This window comes from Metabacillus sp. 22489, assembly GCF_052044855.1.
Taxonomy (GTDB): Bacteria; Bacillota; Bacilli; order Bacillales; family Bacillaceae; genus Metabacillus; species Metabacillus niabensis.
The window spans coordinates 1-16,585 of sequence record NZ_JBQENT010000069.1 but is presented as its reverse complement, the minus strand read 5'-3'; the positions used below and the strand labels follow the sequence as shown (position 1 = coordinate 16,585).

Genomic DNA, 16,585 nt, shown 5'->3' with positions numbered 1-16,585 from the left:
AAAAATGTGGGGGTGAAATGTATCCTGAGTATTATAAAGGGGTACATGGCATAGAGTACAAATTATCGGATATTCTCTAACCATGAAAAGGACCGGGCTATGCCCGGTTTTTCTTATTGAGAAATATGGTTTGAAAAATATAAAAAAATAAATAATTTGAAAGAGGAAGCTTTAATTTGGAAAAGATTAAAGCATGTCCTCTAAAAAATTTATAATATAAAAAGGAATTTTCTTTTTAGCTATTTCCATGTAACGTAGTATAAATGGATAATCATTATTTGGTGCAGTTAAAAGAAGATCATACCACCATTCTGTTTCATAACGGGATATCATGCTTAAATTATATAGCAATAAATAATGAACGAGGATTTCAGGTAAGTTTAAAAATGCATCTTTTGTTGAGGGAAGGTAATAGCAGTCATCCTCAAGACAATACAAAAATGGATTTAGGTTATATTTAAAAACGGAATTTTTATTTATTGTTACTACACTATCTTTGGTATTTGGCAAATGCTCAAAAGCGTAATTTTCACATAAAATTTCTGCCAATCGTTTAGAAGATATATGAAAGTGATTTGAAATATCCTCTGTTATGACAAATTCATGTTGGGAAGAGTTTATTTTTAAGAAAAGCTCCTTTTCAAGATGGAATTGATATACTTCATTCATTTCGGGTATTTGTCTTAATAATAAGTCCATTGAGTATTTTTCTATTTCTAAATGATTGATGTTATATAGTTTAGTAGCGATATGAGGAAATAATCCATTACGTTGAACTTTTACCTCATCATTTAAAAACAAATAGTGCTGCTTTTTACGTTTCCTACTAGAAACACCATGTGAAAGCACGGTTGAGCTTGATGGGTATTCTGGGTCAAGTATTAATAAACAAGCTTTAATTAATTGGGACAAACCATAGAATAGCAACATAGGTTGTATCGCTTGGGGAGATTGATTCGCCTGCATAAAGAAATTTTCACCGTGCTTAAGAAAATAAACAAATCTGTAACAGTTATCATATGAAAGTTGATTTGAATTGTTTATGTGTAAATGTTGGTAAATGTTGTCTAGCCTTTTTTGAATCGTTTGTGTTGATTGATATGATAGTAAGCGTTCCCAATATTGTTGTGTCATGAATTTACACTCCATTTAATAATATTCTAAATATTTAAATTCTTTTCTCCTTCCTTGACAGTCGTGTTTACTGTTGTTAATCTACTAATAATATTTTGCCGAAAAAAGGGGGATTTACTTATGTGGGAACAAAAATTTTCTAAAGAAGGTTTAACTTTTGATGATGTATTATTGGTACCAGCAAAATCTGAAATATTACCTAGGGATGTAGATTTAAGTGTACAGCTTACCCCTACCTTAAAATTGAATATTCCAATTATTAGTGCGGGTATGGATACTGTAACTGAAGCAGAGCTTGCTATTGCGATAGCGAGACAAGGTGGTCTTGGTGTAATCCATAAAAATATGTCCATTGAGCAACAGGCTGAGCAGGTAGATAAAGTCAAACGTTCTGAACGAGGAGTAATTACTGATCCCTTTTACTTAACTCCAGAACATCAAGTTTATGACGCTGAACATTTAATGGGGAAATATCGTATTTCTGGTGTTCCTATTGTAAACAACCCTGAAGAACAGAAGTTAGTTGGTATTATTACTAACCGTGATATGCGATTCATTCAAGATTTTTCAATTAAAATTAGTGATGTGATGACAAAGGATAATCTTGTCACAGCAGGAGTAAATACAACTTTGAAAGATGCAGAAAGTATCCTTCAAAAGCATAAAATTGAAAAATTACCTCTTGTCGATGAAACTGGTGCTTTAAAAGGATTAATTACAATTAAAGATATTGAAAAAGTCATTGAATTTCCAAATTCAGCTAAGGATGCACATGGTCGACTTATTGTTGCAGCAGCTGTTGGTGTAACTGCTGACACAATGGTACGAGTAGAAAAGCTAGTTGAGAAAAATGTTGATGCAATCGTTGTTGATACAGCACATGGACATTCAAAAGGCGTTTTAGAGACAGTGAAAAAAATACGTACTGAATACCCAAATTTAAATATTATCGCAGGAAACGTTGCAACTGCTGAAGCAACAAAGGCACTTATTGAAGCAGGTGCCAATGTTGTAAAGGTTGGAATAGGGCCTGGTTCTATTTGTACAACAAGGGTTGTAGCTGGTGTTGGTGTTCCGCAAATTACAGCTGTTTATGATTGTGCTACAGAAGCTAGAAAACACGGAATTGCAATCATTGCAGATGGAGGAATTAAGTACTCAGGTGATATGGTAAAAGCACTTGCAGCAGGCGGCCATGCAGTAATGCTTGGAAGCTTATTGGCAGGTACTTCCGAAAGTCCAGGAGAGACAGAAATTTATCAAGGTAGACGTTTTAAAGTATACCGTGGAATGGGTTCAATCGCTGCAATGGAAAAAGGAAGTAAGGATCGTTATTTCCAAGAGGATAATAAGAAATTTGTTCCAGAGGGTATTGAAGGAAGAACACCATATAAAGGACCGTTATCTGAAACGATTTACCAATTAGTTGGCGGTATCCGTTCAGGAATGGGCTACTGTGGTACTAAAAATCTTCAAGAATTAAGAGAAAATACTCAGTTTATCCGAATGACTGGTGCAGGCTTAAAAGAAAGTCACCCACATGATGTTCAAATTACGAAAGAAGCTCCAAACTATTCATTATAAAAGGAAATAAGTGAGACGTTCGTCTCACTTATTTTTTTAGTTAAAAGCAAATATGATAAAAATGACAGAATTATAACAATTGACAGAGTGTTGCACACTGTCTATTTTTTTTACTCTATATATGTTAAAATCGATCATGTTGTTTCTAAAACGTAAAGAGAATCAAAATGAATAGTTTACCCAATTTCATTAAAAATAATGAGATATTTATATATAAATAAAAATTAAATTAGGAGGCACTAAATTGAACAATAAACGTACTAAATTTATCGTTTTTCTCTTTTTGTTCACATTAATTGTTACGGCTATTTCTCCACTTAGAACTGCAAGTGCTGCAGAAAATTCAATTGATGTTAATGCTAGCTCAGCAATCATTATTGAGGAAAGTACAGGAACAATCCTTTATGGTAAAAATATTGATGAGAAATTACCAGTTGCTAGTATGGCAAAGGTAATGACAGAGTATTTAGTATTAGAGGCTGTAAAAGAGGGACGAATTAAGTGGGAGCAAACATATACACCAAGTGAGTATGTATATAAAATTTCTCAAAACAAAGAGTATTCAAATGTCCCATTAAGACAGGATGGTTCATATACTGTTAAAGAATTATATGAAGCGATGGCTATCTATTCAGCAAATGGAGCAGCTATTGGATTAGCTGAAATTATTTCAGGAACAGAAACAAATTTCATTAAGCTTATGAATGAGAAAGCAAAAGAGCTTGGCTTAACGAATTATGAATTTGTTAATGCAACTGGATTAGAAAATGGAGACCTAATGGGAATGCACCCAGAAGGTACAAGCCCAGATGCTGAAAACAAATTATCAGCACGTGATATGGCATTATTATCACAAAAGCTTATTCAGGATTTTCCGGAAGTTATAGAAACAGCTAGTATTGCGAAAAAGACCTTTAAAGAGGGAACTGAAATGTTGAACTGGAACTGGATGTTACCAGATTCAACCATTAAAGGTTATGAATATGAAGGGGTAGATGGATTAAAAACAGGTTCTACTAATAAAGCTGGTTCATGTTTTACGGCAACAGCAACAAAAAATGGAATGCGTGTAGTAGCGGTTGTAATGAATGCAAAGGGTGAGAACTTACATTCAGCGAGATTTTTAGAAATGGAAAAAATGTTAAATTATGGATTTAATAATTTTGCTGTAAAAGAAATCTTTCCAGCAAAATATCAAGTTGAAAAGCAATCAAGTTTACCAGTAGTAAAAGGTAAGGAAAAAAGCGTATCAATTCAAACAAAGGATCCATTAACATTAGTAATCCGAAATGGTGATGAAAAGGCATATAAAGCCAAATTTAATATTAATAAAGATAAATTAACAAAAAACGGTGAACTGACTGCTCCTTTGAAAAAGGGTGAAACGGTTGGAACCATGACTGTTAGTTATACAGGAAATGGTGAAGCATTAAGTTTTATTCAAGAAGGAAAACAACCGCAAGTTGATGTTGTTACAGAGGTTGCGGTTGAAAAAGCAAATTGGTTTGTTCTATCTATGAGAGCTGTTGGAAGCTTTTTTAGTGGTTTATGGGGAACAATAACAGATACAGTAAAAGGTTGGTTCTAAGAGAAGGCTCCTAATGAAGGGAGCCTTTTTACTATATTTCTTTTAAATAATCTATTATTTTTGAATTGTTTTACTAATTCTCGTTATTTTGATAGGATTTTTATAAAAGTTAGGATAAAATATAGCGTAGATGAATTTTATAAATCTCTATTACAAATCCTATTTAAAGGAAATTACATAAGGGGGACAAACAGAATGAGTAATACAACTGGTACTGATCGCGTAAAACGTGGTATGGCTGAAATGCAAAAAGGCGGCGTTATTATGGACGTTGTGAACGCTGAGCAGGCGAAAATTGCAGAGGAGGCAGGTGCTGTAGCCGTAATGGCATTAGAACGTGTCCCTGCTGATATTAGAGCTGCTGGTGGCGTTGCTAGAATGGCTGATCCGACAATTGTTGAGGAAGTAATGAATGCAGTATCTATTCCAGTAATGGCAAAAGCACGTATTGGGCATATTGTTGAAGCGCGTGTTCTTGAAGCGATGGGAGTAGATTATATTGACGAAAGTGAAGTATTAACTCCAGCTGATGAGGAATTTCATCTATTGAAAAGTGATTTCACTGTACCATTTGTTTGTGGTTGCCGTGATTTAGGTGAAGCAACTCGTCGTATCGCAGAAGGTGCTTCGATGCTACGTACAAAAGGTGAGCCAGGCACAGGAAACATTGTTGAGGCTGTACGTCATATGCGTAAAGTAAATGCGCAAATCCGAAAAGTAGTCGCAATGAGTGAAGATGAATTAATGACTGAAGCTAAAAATCTTGGAGCACCATTTGAATTGCTTCTTCAAATTAAAAAAGAAGGCAAACTGCCAGTTGTTAACTTTGCAGCAGGTGGCGTTGCAACTCCTGCAGACGCTGCATTAATGATGCAATTAGGCGCAGATGGGGTATTTGTAGGTTCTGGTATTTTTAAATCAGAGAACCCAGCAAAATTTGCTCGTTCAATCGTTGAAGCAACTACACATTACCAAGACTATGAATTAATCGCTAAGCTTTCAAAAGGACTTGGATCTGCTATGCAAGGTATTGAAATTTCAAGCCTATTACCAGAGCATAGAATGCAAGAGCGTGGATGGTAATTAAAAGGAGTTTTATTCATGTTAAAAATAGGTGTTTTAGGTTTACAAGGGGCTGTTAGGGAGCATATCCAGTCAATTGAAGCATGTGGTGCTGAAGGGATTGTCATCAAACAAGTGAATCAGCTTGAAGAAGTAGATGGCTTAATCATTCCCGGTGGAGAGAGTACGACAATGCGTCGGTTAATTGATAAATACGATTTTATGGACCCATTAAAAGAATTTGCAGCTGCAGGAAAGCCGATGTTTGGTACATGTGCAGGCTTAATTTTACTTGCAAAAAATCTCGTTGGGTATAATGAATCCCATTTGGGCTTGCTTGATGTAACAGTTGAACGCAATTCCTTTGGACGCCAAAAGGACAGTTTTGAGGCTGAGCTGACAATAACCGGTGTTGGTGAGAATTTTGTAGGAGTATTTATTCGAGCTCCACATATTGTGGAAGTAGGAGAAGATGTTGAAATTCTATCGAAACATAATGGACGAATTGTTGCGGCGCGCCAGGGGCAATTTTTAGGATGTTCTTTCCATCCAGAATTAACAGATGATCACCGTATGACACAATTATTTATTAATATGGTGAAAGAATCCAAATAAATGTATAAAATTGTTGCGTGTGCTACACACTTGTAGTAAGTTATGATTACGATAGTAAATATGTTAACGTGATGATAGGAACTAGTAGCAGGATGTTCTATCTTAAGAGAGCTGATGGTCGGTGTGAATCAGTGATAGATGCTTGTGAATCCATCCTTGAATGAAATACTGAACGAGTAAAGCTTTAGTAAGTATTTCCGGTAAAAGGCCGTTATCAAATAAGTGAAAGGTACAATTGTATCTTTAACTAGGGTGGCAACGCGGGTAACTCTCGTCCCTTTTGGGATGGGGGTTTTTTGTATTTTTATCATTATTTTTAAAGGAGAATAGGTATGTTAGATATTAAATATTTACGTAATAACCTTGAGGAAGTAAAAGAAAAGTTATCAAAGCGTGGAGAAGATTTAACTGACTTCGGAAAGTTTGAAGACTTAGATAAGAAAAGAAGAGAATTAATTTCTGAAACTGAAGAATTAAAAAGTAAAAGAAATGATGTTTCTTCTCAAATTGCCCAGCTGAAAAGGGAAAAGAAAGACGCTGATCAATTAATTATTGAGATGAAAGAAGTAGGAGAAAAAATAAAAGGATTAGATGAAGAACTGCGTGAGGTAGAGAAGGAATTAGAGGTTCTATTACTTTCTATCCCTAATATTCCACATGAAAGTGTACCAGTAGGTGATACAGAGGATGATAATGTGGAGGTACGAAAGTGGGGGGAACTTCCTGAGTTTTCATTTGAGCCAAAACCTCATTGGGATATTGCAGATGAATTAGAAATACTAGATTTTGAAAGAGCTGCAAAAGTTACAGGAAGTCGATTTGTTTTTTACAAAGGCTTAGGTGCAAGATTAGAGAGAGCTTTGTTTAATTTTATGCTTGATTTGCATGTCGATGAACACGGATATACAGAGATTTTCCCACCATTCATTGTCAATCGTGATAGTATGACAGGAACTGGACAGCTACCTAAATTTGAAGAGGATGCTTTTAAAATTGCTGGAGAAGATTATTTCTTAGTACCAACTGCAGAGGTTCCTGTAACGAATCTACATCGTGAGGAAATTCTATCAGTAGAACAGTTGCCTATCAAATATGTGGCGTTTAGCACAAACTTCCGCTCAGAGGCAGGATCTGCCGGAAGAGATACGAGAGGTTTAATTCGCCAACATCAATTCAATAAAGTAGAACTAGTTCGTTTTGTAAAACCAGAGGATTCTTATGCTGAGCTTGAGAAGCTAACAGGACACGCTGAAAAGGTCTTGCAATTATTAGAGCTTCCTTATCGTGTTATGAGTATGTGTACAGCTGACCTAGGCTTTACTGCAGCTAAAAAATATGACATAGAGGTATGGATTCCAAGCTATGGTACGTACCGCGAAATTTCTTCATGTAGTAATTTCGAATCATTCCAGGCAAGACGTGCTAATATTCGCTTTAGACGCGATCCGAAGGCGAAGGTTGAACATGTTCATACATTAAATGGATCTGGCTTAGCGATCGGAAGAACAGTAGCAGCTATATTGGAAAATTATCAAGAGGAAGATGGATCTGTGGTGATTCCTAAAGTATTAAGACCTTACATGGGAAATAAAGAGAGAATTAGTGTTACAGACTAAGGAAGAAAATGAAATACTAGGGGAGAAATTTCTCCTCTAGTTTCATGTATATGTTGAAAAAAATGCGGAAAAGCTTTTATAAGAGGCGTTCAACTTTTTTGATAAAAAATATTAAAATAATTGTTGACTTCTTATTTAACGTTATGTTATAGTAAATCTTGTCGATACGGAGGAATACCCAAGTCCGGCTGAAGGGATCGGTCTTGAAAACCGACAGGGGTGTCAAAGCCCGCGGGGGTTCGAATCCCCCTTCCTCCTCCATAATTTTAAATTAAAACCATATTTAGCGCATAAAATATGGTAGATTGTATAAAAATCATTACGGTATTGTAGTGATTTTTTTTATTGTTTTTTGCTGAGCCAGTTATTTTTAGGAATCAATTATATTTTTAGTTAAAATAAAGCTAGGGGATAGTAGATTTTCTAATTTTAGAAAATCTACTATCCCCTAGCTTTTATTATTTATAATCTTTTGTATTTGTTGGCTTGATTGATAAAATAACCTATTCTCTCGATAATTGGTTCAATTGATTGCTTGTCTGACATAATGTCATAATCATTTATATTAATTCTCATTACCGGACATGTGTTAAAGTTGTTAATCCAATTTTCATAACGACTATACATTTCTTCCCAATAAGAAACAGGTGTTTGTTGTTCCATAGGACGTCCACGAAGCTTAATTCTTTCTAATATATCCTCTAAACTACCTTCAAGGAAAATGAGTAAATCAGGACGGGGAAAATATGGCGTCATGACCATTGCCTCAAACAAATTTGTATATGTTTCATAGTCAACTTCGGACATTGTTCCTTTTTCATAATGCATTTTAGCGAAGATCCCTGTATCTTCATAAATTGAGCGATCTTGAATAAATCCCCCACCATATTCAAAAATTCTCTTTTGCTCCTTAAATCGTTCAGCTAGAAAATAGATTTGTAAGTGAAAGCTCCACCGTTCAAAATCAGCATAAAATTTATCTAAATAAGGGTTTGTATCAACTTTTTCAAAGGAAGTCTTGAAACCGAGTGCATCAGCAAGAGCGTTTGTCATCGTTGATTTACCGACCCCAACAGTACCTGCAATTGTGATAACGGAATTGCTAGGAATATTGTATTTTTCTCGTAAATTCATAGTAGCTTACTCCTTTAATAAAGATGTTTTTCCAGTATTTTTATAATTTTTGCAAGGTCTGCTTTATTTTTGACAAAATCAAAGGAATCACCATCAATTTTAATAACTGGTATTGTTGGGTTTTCCTCTTGCCACTTCGAAATGGAGACCTCATAATCCTCTGATAACTGCTTAAGATAGGCTGGATCCATATTCCGCTCAAACTCCCTATCTCTTTTAGCGATACGAGAAAGTAAAGTATCCAAACTTGCATGTAAATAGATAATAAGATTAGGTTTTGGCATATCTTCTGTTAAGATATGATATATTTTCAAGTACTTATCATACTGTGTCCCTTTTAATGTTCTTTTTGCAAAAATTAAATTTTTAAAAATGTGGTAATCAGCTACAACAGCTTTGTTTGCTTGAAGATAGTGGCTATTAATATCTTCAAGTTGCTTGTAACGATTACAGAGGAAAAACATTTCAGTTTGAAAACTCCATTCTTCAATATTTGTGTAAAATTTACCTAGAAAGGGATTTTCCTCAACGATTTCTTTTAATAAATGAAAATGAAAATGATCTGCGATTGCCTTTGATAGAGATGTTTTTCCGACACCTATAGGCCCCTCTATAGTAATAAAGGGAGTATTCATGATGGAACCTCCTTAATAGTACGTAAAAAAATGACAAAGTCCATTTTACCACAGCTTTCATTTATTTTTATATTGTTTTGCTAAATGATGATAATTCCCATTAGTAGTAATTTCCGTAAAAAAAGAACTGATGAGATATCAGCTCTAAAATAATGATCTATGATTTTTTCTCTATTTGAAAATTATCATTAAGGAGCAACCAGTTCTGTGGAAAGGATAAACCTAGTTTCCAATAGCTTATTCCACGTAAATCAAGCTCTTTAATTAAATCAAATTTAGCCTGGATGGATCTTGCATCCTCGAACCAAACCTTATGTTCTTTCTGATTTTCATCTGTGTAGTTAAAGTGTGGTGCTTGAGCATCTTCATCATATTGGATAACTGCATTATGAGTGGCAGCTAATTGAATCGCCTGTTGAGGACTTACTGCTTTTGCATATTGACCTCCTTGGACAAAGGGTAAAGTCCAATCATAGCCATATAAATTTTGCCCCATCATAATTTTTCGGCTTGGCATTTCCGTTCGAGCATATTCTAAAACTTCTCTTACTTGCGGAATAGGTGAAACAGGCATAGGCGGACCTCCGCTATATCCCCATTCATATGTCATGATAACAACAAAGTCAACAATTTCCCCGTGTGCACGATAATCATGTGCTTCATACCAACGGCCTTTTTGTTCTGCGCTTGTTTTTGGTGCAAGAGCAGTTGAAAGGAACCAGCCTTCTTGATTAAAGCGGTTTTTTGCTTTTCTTAAGAATCGATTATATGCTTCACGATCTTGAGGTCGTAAATATTCCATATCAAAGTGAATATCACGGAATCCATACCTCCTTGCTGTTTGTACGATATTTTCTAATAATCTATTTTGAATTTCAGTATTTGTTAGAATGATTCTGCCTAATTCGTCACTAAATTGATCATTTTCAAGGTTAGTGATCGCCATCATTAAGGTTACATTATGTTGTCTAGCGATTTGTGGTAGATTGTTAAGTGGAGGCTCTCTTAATGACCCATCTCTTTGTATTTGAAAACTAAAGGGACCAAGGTATGTTAAGTATGGAGCAGCTTCACGTGCAGCTTGCACTAAATTAGCAGAAACACTCGTTCCTCTTGGTTCGATATATGCATTTGATTCAACAGCTCTTTTTTCAGTTTCAGGAATATAGATTCTAAGTCCAATAGTAAGTGGGCGCTCTAAGGAGATTTGGTTTATTCTAGCTAATTCCTGTGCTGAAACTCCAAAACGTTGTCCGATGGAATATAAAGTATCCCCTTGTTGCACCCAATAAAAGCGACCTCTAATTGGAATGACAATAGCTTGCCCAACGACCAATTGATTAGGATTTTGAATTTCATTTGTCCGAATAATTTCCGCTGCGGTTGTATTGTACGCCTGCGCAATACCATTTAAGCTTTGCCCTCTTGTAACAATATGTATTTGCATGTACTGCCTCCTCATTAAAAAATAAGAAAATCGAAAGCTTCTAACATAGCTTCAGTGCCTAAATGGCCTTTCTTGGCTATCATAAGGCTACTAAAGTCGTTTTCACTTTTCTTTTGTTACTACATCATATGTAAGAAAAAGAGGCACATGTTAAATTAATTTTATATTTTCGCTTTTTGGAATTGATGCTTTTAAAATATTTTTCATCATGACTAAAGCATATTTGTTATCCTCTTCATTATTTGAAGCACAGCAATCACTTGGAATAATTAAATTATAGTCCCTCATATACGCATCATTAGCTGTAAATAACACACATATATTCCCGGCTATCCCGGTAATAATTAAATTGCGAATATCTAATGTCTTTAGCAAAGTATTAAGTGCTGTTTCATAAAAGGCAGAGTGTTTCGGTTTAATTAAAAAATAATCATCTTTATCCGGATAAATTAAATCAATGATTTTTTCACTTAATGGATTTTTACACGTTTCGGCTATTTTTACAAAATCAGCTTGCCATAAGGAATAGTGGTCATTAATATAAATGATTGGATGACCATTTCTTTTCATTTTATACTTTAATTTCATAATATTATGTGAAATAGTTACTGCCTGTTTTGATAAAATTGGTCCATGTTTGAATTGAAAGTCATTTATCATATCAATGATTAGTAATGCGTGTTTTTGATTAATTTCCATGTGTATTCTCCTTATTTAAAGGTAATGGTAATATATCTGATTGATTTATATATGTGTGAGTCTAAAGGTATGGAATCGTTAAGATAAGCAGAAATAGTCAATTCGGGTTCATTTTTGTTTCCTATTCTTTTACTTATCGTGAGAATTCATACAGTAAGGTTTGAAGTTCATTTTAAGTTATGATTGTATATAACTATTTTTAGATGTAAGGGGATTATCTATGGAAAATGACGTTTTTTATATGAACAAGGCTATTGAAGCAGCAAAAAAGGCAAGAGAGATTGGAGAAGTTCCTATTGGTGCTGTTATAGTTGTAAATGGAGAAATTGTCTCGACAGCTTATAATCTTCGAGAAAAGGATCAACGTTCGATTGCACATGCTGAAATATTAGCAATTGATCAAGCTTGTAAAGCATTGGGAACATGGCGTTTAGAGGATGCTACTTTGTATGTGACATTAGAGCCTTGTGCAATGTGTGCTGGGGCAATAGTTCTATCGAGGGTAAAACGGGTTGTATATGGTGCTAAAGATCCTAAGGGAGGATGTGCTGGTTCATTAATGAATCTCTTAGATGAAAAACGGTTTAATCATCAAGTGGAGCTAGCTACCGGAGTTGAAGAGGACATTTGTAGCTCTTTATTAAGTGACTTTTTCAAAGAACTTCGAACTCAAAAAAAACTCGATAAACAAAGGTAGAAAAAATTAACATCTGTAATCCATTGCATTTTGTTAAATAAGGTTATATACTAGTACATGCGTCAAACTAAATTGGCGTAATTAAATATGGTATCAATTTTGCCGTGCTAAGCGGGGAGGTAGCGGTGCCCTGTACTCGCAATCCGCTCTAGCGAGGCCGAATCCCTTCTGGAGGTTAGTGTACTGTAGGGCTGCCTCAAGTAAGTGGTGTTGACGCCTGGGTCCTGCGCAATGGGAATCCATGAACCATGTCAGGTCCGGAAGGAAGCAGCATTAAGTGGAAGCTCCCATGTGCCGCAGGGTTGCCTGGGTCGAGCTAACTGCTTGAGTAACGCCTATGGTTGCTAATCGAAGGAAGGTGCACGGCAGTTAATTTTTAAATAACGACTCACTCTATATAGGGTGAGTTTTTGTTTTATTCAAGTATTGTAGGGAAAATACATTGAAAAAAGGTACTAGAAATCAAGTAAGAAAATTAAGTAAACAACCTTTGTAAATCAAAGGATGGTTGTTATAATAAAGTTGAAGAATGAGAAGGGGGACGTTTTTGTGGGATACCAAGCATTATATCGTGTTTATAGGCCACAAATTTTTCATGATGTGGTTGGACAAGAACATATCACTAAAACGTTACAAAATGCCCTATTACATAATAAATTCTCTCATGCATACTTATTTTCTGGACCAAGAGGGACGGGGAAAACGAGTGCTGCTAAAATATTTGCGAAGGCGGTAAATTGTGAGAAGGCTCCAATTGCAGAGCCATGTAACGAATGTGATGCTTGTAGAGGAATAACCAATGGTTCAATACCTGATGTTATTGAAATCGATGCAGCCTCTAATAATGGTGTCGATGAAATCCGTGATATACGAGATAAGGTGAAATACGCACCTTCTTCTGTTCCATATAAGGTATATATCGTCGATGAGGTCCATATGTTATCAATTGGAGCCTTTAATGCGTTATTAAAAACCCTTGAAGAACCACCTAAACATGTTATCTTCATTTTAGCTACGACTGAGCCACATAAAATCCCGTTAACGATTATATCTAGATGTCAGCGGTTTGATTTTCGACGAATTACTTCATCAGCTATTGTAGGGAGAATGAAGGAAATTGTAGCTAGCCAGCAAATCGAAGTCCAAGAAGAAGCGTTGAACGTAATTGCAAGAGCTTCAGACGGCGGGATGCGAGATGCTCTTAGTTTATTAGATCAGGCTATTTCCTATAGCGATGAACAAGTAAAAGTTGAAGAAGCGTTACTTATAACAGGATCGGTATCGCAAGGATTTATTGGAGGGATTGCAGAGGCAATTCACGAAAAGGATGTAACTTCTGCTCTTCAATCGTTAGATCAATTAATGTATCAGGGTAAGGATCCATCACGATTTATAGAGGACTTTATCTTCTATTATCGGGATATGCTATTATACCAAACAGCTCCGACCTTAGAGGATGTATTAGAACGAGTAAATGTTGATGAACAGTTTATTCGCTTATCGAAAACAATTTCAACAAATGAGATATATGAGACAATAGAAATATTGAGTAAGAGTCAGCAAGAAATGAAATTTACAAACCATCCTCGTATATTTTTAGAAGTAGCATTAGTAAAGCTTTGCCAGCAAACAACACATGCTTCTAATGAGGGACACGGTGAGGAATTTCAAGCTCTTCTTAACAAAGTTGATAGTCTACAAACAGAATTAAATCGTCTAAAGCAAGAAGGAATAACAACTCAATCACATCAAGCTGCACCACAGGAAACGAAACACCGTTCGATGAAAAGCGGCTATAAGACTCCTGAAGGAAGAATTCAAGAGATTCTAAAAGTAGCAACTAGAAAAGATCTTGAAGTAATAAAAAGTAAATGGGGAGATTTATTAGAGCTATTAAGAAGGCAAAATAAAGTTTCCCATGCAGCTTTACTAAATGATAGTGAACCTGTTGCAGCTTCTGAAACAGCATTTGTTTTAAAATTTAAATTTGAAATTCATTGTAAGATGGTTGCGGAGAATAACAACAATGTAAGAACGAATTTAGAAATGATTTTACGAGAAATTACCGGAAAATCGATGGAAATGGTTGGCGTTCCCGAACAGGATTGGGGTAAAATAAGAAAGGAATTCCTAAAAGGGAAACAGGATGAAACAAACTCTCAGCAAGATGAGGAGGAAGATCCTTTAATTGCTGAGGCGATGAAACTAGTAGGTAATGAATTGGTTGAAATAAAAGAATAATGGAGGAATGTAAAAATGATGCGTGGCGGAATGGGAAATATGCAAAAAATGATGAAGCAAATGCAAAAAATGCAAAAGGATATGGCGAAGGCTCAAGAAGAACTTGCTGAAAAAACGGTAGAAGGTACAGCAGGCGGTGGAATGGTTACTGTCATTGTTAATGGACAAAAGGAGCTTGTCGAAGTATCTATTAAGGAAGAGGTTGTAGATCCTGAAGATATCGAAATGCTTCAAGATTTAGTTTTAGCAGCAACAAATGATGCGTTGAAGAAGATTGACGACTTAACAAATGAGACAATGGGTCAATTTACAAAAGGAATGAATTTGCCAGGGATGTTTTAGTAGGAGGATGAAGTATGCATTATCCTGAACCAATATCAAAGCTAATTGATAGCTTTATGAAATTGCCAGGAATCGGTCCGAAAACGGCCGTTCGACTGGCTTTTTTTGTCTTGAATATGAAAGAAGATGTAGTGTTAGACTTTGCCAAGGCGTTAGTGAACGCAAAAAGAAACCTAACTTATTGTTCGGTTTGTGGACATATTACTGACCAAGACCCTTGTTACATTTGTGATGATGACAGACGTGATAAGAGTATTGTTTGTGTTGTGCAGGATCCGAAAGATGTCATTGCTATGGAAAAAATGAAAGAATATAACGGACTTTACCATGTATTACACGGTTCAATATCTCCAATGGATGGAATTGGGCCAGAGGATATAAAAATACCCGAATTATTAAAAAGACTCCATGATGACATAATAAAAGAGGTAATATTAGCAACAAACCCTAATATTGAAGGGGAAGCAACTGCTATGTACATTTCAAGGCTATTAAAGCCTACTGGTATAAAAATCACAAGAATAGCACATGGTTTACCAGTTGGCGGGGATTTGGAATATGCGGACGAAGTAACACTATCGAAGGCCTTGGAAGGAAGAAGAGAATTGTAAAGAACTTGAGGAGGACTACTATGCTTTTTCGCCGAAAAGGGTGGTTACGCACTCAATATGATCAGCAATTATTACATGATTTGCTCGAAATGAAAAAGGAGTGGAATCGTCAAAAGCAGCTTGTTGATAAAAGTTTTGAACCGTCAGGACATATTCTTTATGAGTTAAAGGTTGCTGAAGCGAAGTACTTTTTTTTATTAAAGGTAGCAAAAAGTCGTAATTTAAAAATAGGAAAAGTTTAACACATTTAATTTTTTTATAATGGTAGTTAGATTAAAAGGATAAATATCTTCATAAAACTTAAAAATAGCTTGGTCTATTTTCCCACTCTTTTCATAACTATTTAATAAAGGAGTATTGAAAGAGAGTGGATGAAGATGGACCCTATAGTTGTTTTTTCTGTACTTGGCGGGATAGTACTGTTGCTTTTGTTTGGAGGTGCACCTGTTCGTCCGTTAAGATGGGTAGGACAAGTTTTTATTAAAGTTATAATAGGAGCACTTTTACTATTTTTCGTTAATGCATTTGGTACGAGCTTTGACTTGCATATTCCTATAAATTTAATTACATCAAGTATTTCCGGATTATTAGGTATACCGGGATTAGTTGCATTGATCATTATAAAAATGATAATAATTGGTTGAGACTGTTTCAAAAGGGTCTGACTCCTTACCAAACACTAATATATGGAATGTAATAATTTCTATATATTGTGTTTGCGGGGTTAGGCTCTTTGTTTTGTAGTTAAAAAGAGCATTGAGTATAAATGATTACCAGTATATATCCTTTTTCTTTTCTTAATGTCCTATATTGACATCAGTCATAAAGGGAAGCCTAGAAATTGTTTGAAGCAAATTTATGTTTATATCGAAACGATATAGATTAATTAAAGCTCTTTTATTAATTCCGATAAAAATGTTGACATATATTTTAGGTGGTGTTATATTATTATTCGTTGTCGTTAAGAATAGATGATTAACGATGAAACAAAAAATGTTTGACAGGTTAATTCAAACATGTTATTATATTAAAGTCGCTTCTTGATGAAACGATAAAAAAGTTCTTTGAAAACTAAACAAAACCAAGCGTGCCAACGTTAATTTCGATTAACACAAATCGTACTATTAAGTACACAATGAGCAAGTCAAACACTTTATTGGAGAGTTTGATCCTGGCTCAG

At 35.2% G+C, this 16,585-nt stretch carries 16 protein-coding genes, 1 tRNA gene, 1 other RNA gene and 1 other annotated feature; of the genes, 13 read left to right on the top strand and 5 right to left on the bottom strand.

From position 1 onward, the window contains the following. Positions 1 to 186: 186 nt before the first annotated feature. The gene (locus ACTJJ9_RS24745) at positions 187 to 1,134 is read right to left on the bottom strand and encodes a YaaC family protein (RefSeq protein WP_186324323.1); all 948 of its coding nucleotides are present in this window, start codon (positions 1,132 to 1,134) and stop codon (positions 187 to 189) included. A 120-nt stretch (positions 1,135 to 1,254) separates the two neighbouring features. Between ACTJJ9_RS24745 and guaB the strand changes: the two genes are divergently transcribed. From guaB to ACTJJ9_RS24715, 6 genes are all read left to right on the top strand, one after another. After that, the gene (guaB, locus tag ACTJJ9_RS24740; RefSeq protein ID WP_095303211.1) at positions 1,255 to 2,718 is read left to right on the top strand and encodes an IMP dehydrogenase; all 1,464 of its coding nucleotides are present in this window, start codon (positions 1,255 to 1,257) and stop codon (positions 2,716 to 2,718) included. A 244-nt stretch (positions 2,719 to 2,962) separates the two neighbouring features. Then, positions 2,963 to 4,306 (top strand): D-alanyl-D-alanine carboxypeptidase family protein, encoded by a 1,344-nt coding sequence (locus ACTJJ9_RS24735; protein WP_145584887.1) that lies wholly within the window; start codon positions 2,963 to 2,965, stop codon positions 4,304 to 4,306. Between the two features lie 195 nt (positions 4,307 to 4,501). Beyond that, positions 4,502 to 5,389 carry a pyridoxal 5'-phosphate synthase lyase subunit PdxS gene (gene pdxS, locus ACTJJ9_RS24730; RefSeq protein ID WP_095303213.1) on the top strand — a complete coding sequence of 296 codons (888 nt, stop codon included), beginning with the start codon at positions 4,502 to 4,504 and terminating at the stop codon, positions 5,387 to 5,389. A gap of 18 nt (positions 5,390 to 5,407) precedes the next feature. Further along, positions 5,408 to 5,983 (top strand): pyridoxal 5'-phosphate synthase glutaminase subunit PdxT, encoded by a 576-nt coding sequence (gene pdxT / locus ACTJJ9_RS24725; RefSeq protein ID WP_095303214.1) that lies wholly within the window; start codon positions 5,408 to 5,410, stop codon positions 5,981 to 5,983. 62 nt (positions 5,984 to 6,045) lie between these two features. Next, positions 6,046 to 6,265: a binding site (T-box leader), on the top strand. A gap of 50 nt (positions 6,266 to 6,315) precedes the next feature. Continuing rightward, positions 6,316 to 7,599, top strand: coding sequence for a serine--tRNA ligase (gene serS / locus ACTJJ9_RS24720; RefSeq protein WP_145584889.1), 1,284 nt, complete (start codon positions 6,316 to 6,318; stop codon positions 7,597 to 7,599). Between the two features lie 168 nt (positions 7,600 to 7,767). Next, positions 7,768 to 7,860 (top strand) — tRNA-Ser (locus ACTJJ9_RS24715). A gap of 201 nt (positions 7,861 to 8,061) precedes the next feature. Here ACTJJ9_RS24715 and ACTJJ9_RS24710 read toward each other — a convergent pair. The 4 genes from ACTJJ9_RS24710 to ACTJJ9_RS24695 form a co-directional block, all read right to left on the bottom strand. After that, positions 8,062 to 8,733 (bottom strand): deoxynucleoside kinase, encoded by a 672-nt coding sequence (locus ACTJJ9_RS24710; RefSeq protein ID WP_095303216.1) that lies wholly within the window; start codon positions 8,731 to 8,733, stop codon positions 8,062 to 8,064. 14 nt (positions 8,734 to 8,747) lie between these two features. Continuing rightward, positions 8,748 to 9,368, bottom strand: a complete 621-nt coding sequence (locus tag ACTJJ9_RS24705) for a deoxynucleoside kinase (RefSeq protein ID WP_440768976.1) — start codon at positions 9,366 to 9,368, stop codon at positions 8,748 to 8,750. Between the two features lie 157 nt (positions 9,369 to 9,525). Next, on the bottom strand, positions 9,526 to 10,815 hold the full coding sequence (locus ACTJJ9_RS24700; RefSeq protein WP_095303218.1) for a glycoside hydrolase family 18 protein: 1,290 nt from the start codon (positions 10,813 to 10,815) through the stop codon (positions 9,526 to 9,528). Positions 10,816 to 10,965: 150 nt separating this feature from the next. Continuing rightward, positions 10,966 to 11,514, bottom strand: a complete 549-nt coding sequence (locus ACTJJ9_RS24695; RefSeq protein ID WP_095303219.1) for an isochorismatase family cysteine hydrolase — start codon at positions 11,512 to 11,514, stop codon at positions 10,966 to 10,968. Positions 11,515 to 11,734: 220 nt separating this feature from the next. Here ACTJJ9_RS24695 and tadA point away from each other — a divergent pair, with 220 nt between their 5' ends. The 7 genes from tadA (at position 11,735) to ACTJJ9_RS24660 (ending at position 16,049) form a co-directional block, all read left to right on the top strand. Further along, positions 11,735 to 12,211: a tRNA adenosine(34) deaminase TadA gene (tadA, locus tag ACTJJ9_RS24690; protein WP_095303220.1), complete on the top strand. Its 477-nt coding sequence runs from the start codon at positions 11,735 to 11,737 to the stop codon at positions 12,209 to 12,211. Positions 12,212 to 12,313: 102 nt separating this feature from the next. Further along, positions 12,314 to 12,577: signal recognition particle sRNA large type (gene ffs, locus ACTJJ9_RS24685), an RNA gene on the top strand. 183 nt (positions 12,578 to 12,760) lie between these two features. Beyond that, positions 12,761 to 14,452: a DNA polymerase III subunit gamma/tau gene (dnaX, locus tag ACTJJ9_RS24680; protein WP_145584893.1), complete on the top strand. Its 1,692-nt coding sequence runs from the start codon at positions 12,761 to 12,763 to the stop codon at positions 14,450 to 14,452. Positions 14,453 to 14,470: 18 nt separating this feature from the next. Beyond that, positions 14,471 to 14,794 carry a YbaB/EbfC family nucleoid-associated protein gene (locus ACTJJ9_RS24675; RefSeq protein WP_145584898.1) on the top strand — a complete coding sequence of 108 codons (324 nt, stop codon included), beginning with the start codon at positions 14,471 to 14,473 and terminating at the stop codon, positions 14,792 to 14,794. Between the two features lie 14 nt (positions 14,795 to 14,808). Further along, a complete protein-coding gene (gene recR, locus ACTJJ9_RS24670; protein WP_095303222.1) occupies positions 14,809 to 15,405 on the top strand; it encodes a recombination mediator RecR in 597 nt (198 codons plus the stop codon). A gap of 20 nt (positions 15,406 to 15,425) precedes the next feature. After that, positions 15,426 to 15,647: a YaaL family protein gene (locus ACTJJ9_RS24665; protein WP_095303223.1), complete on the top strand. Its 222-nt coding sequence runs from the start codon at positions 15,426 to 15,428 to the stop codon at positions 15,645 to 15,647. A 135-nt stretch (positions 15,648 to 15,782) separates the two neighbouring features. Then, positions 15,783 to 16,049, top strand: a complete 267-nt coding sequence (locus tag ACTJJ9_RS24660) for a pro-sigmaK processing inhibitor BofA family protein (RefSeq protein ID WP_145584896.1) — start codon at positions 15,783 to 15,785, stop codon at positions 16,047 to 16,049. Positions 16,050 to 16,585: the final 536 nt, after the last annotated feature.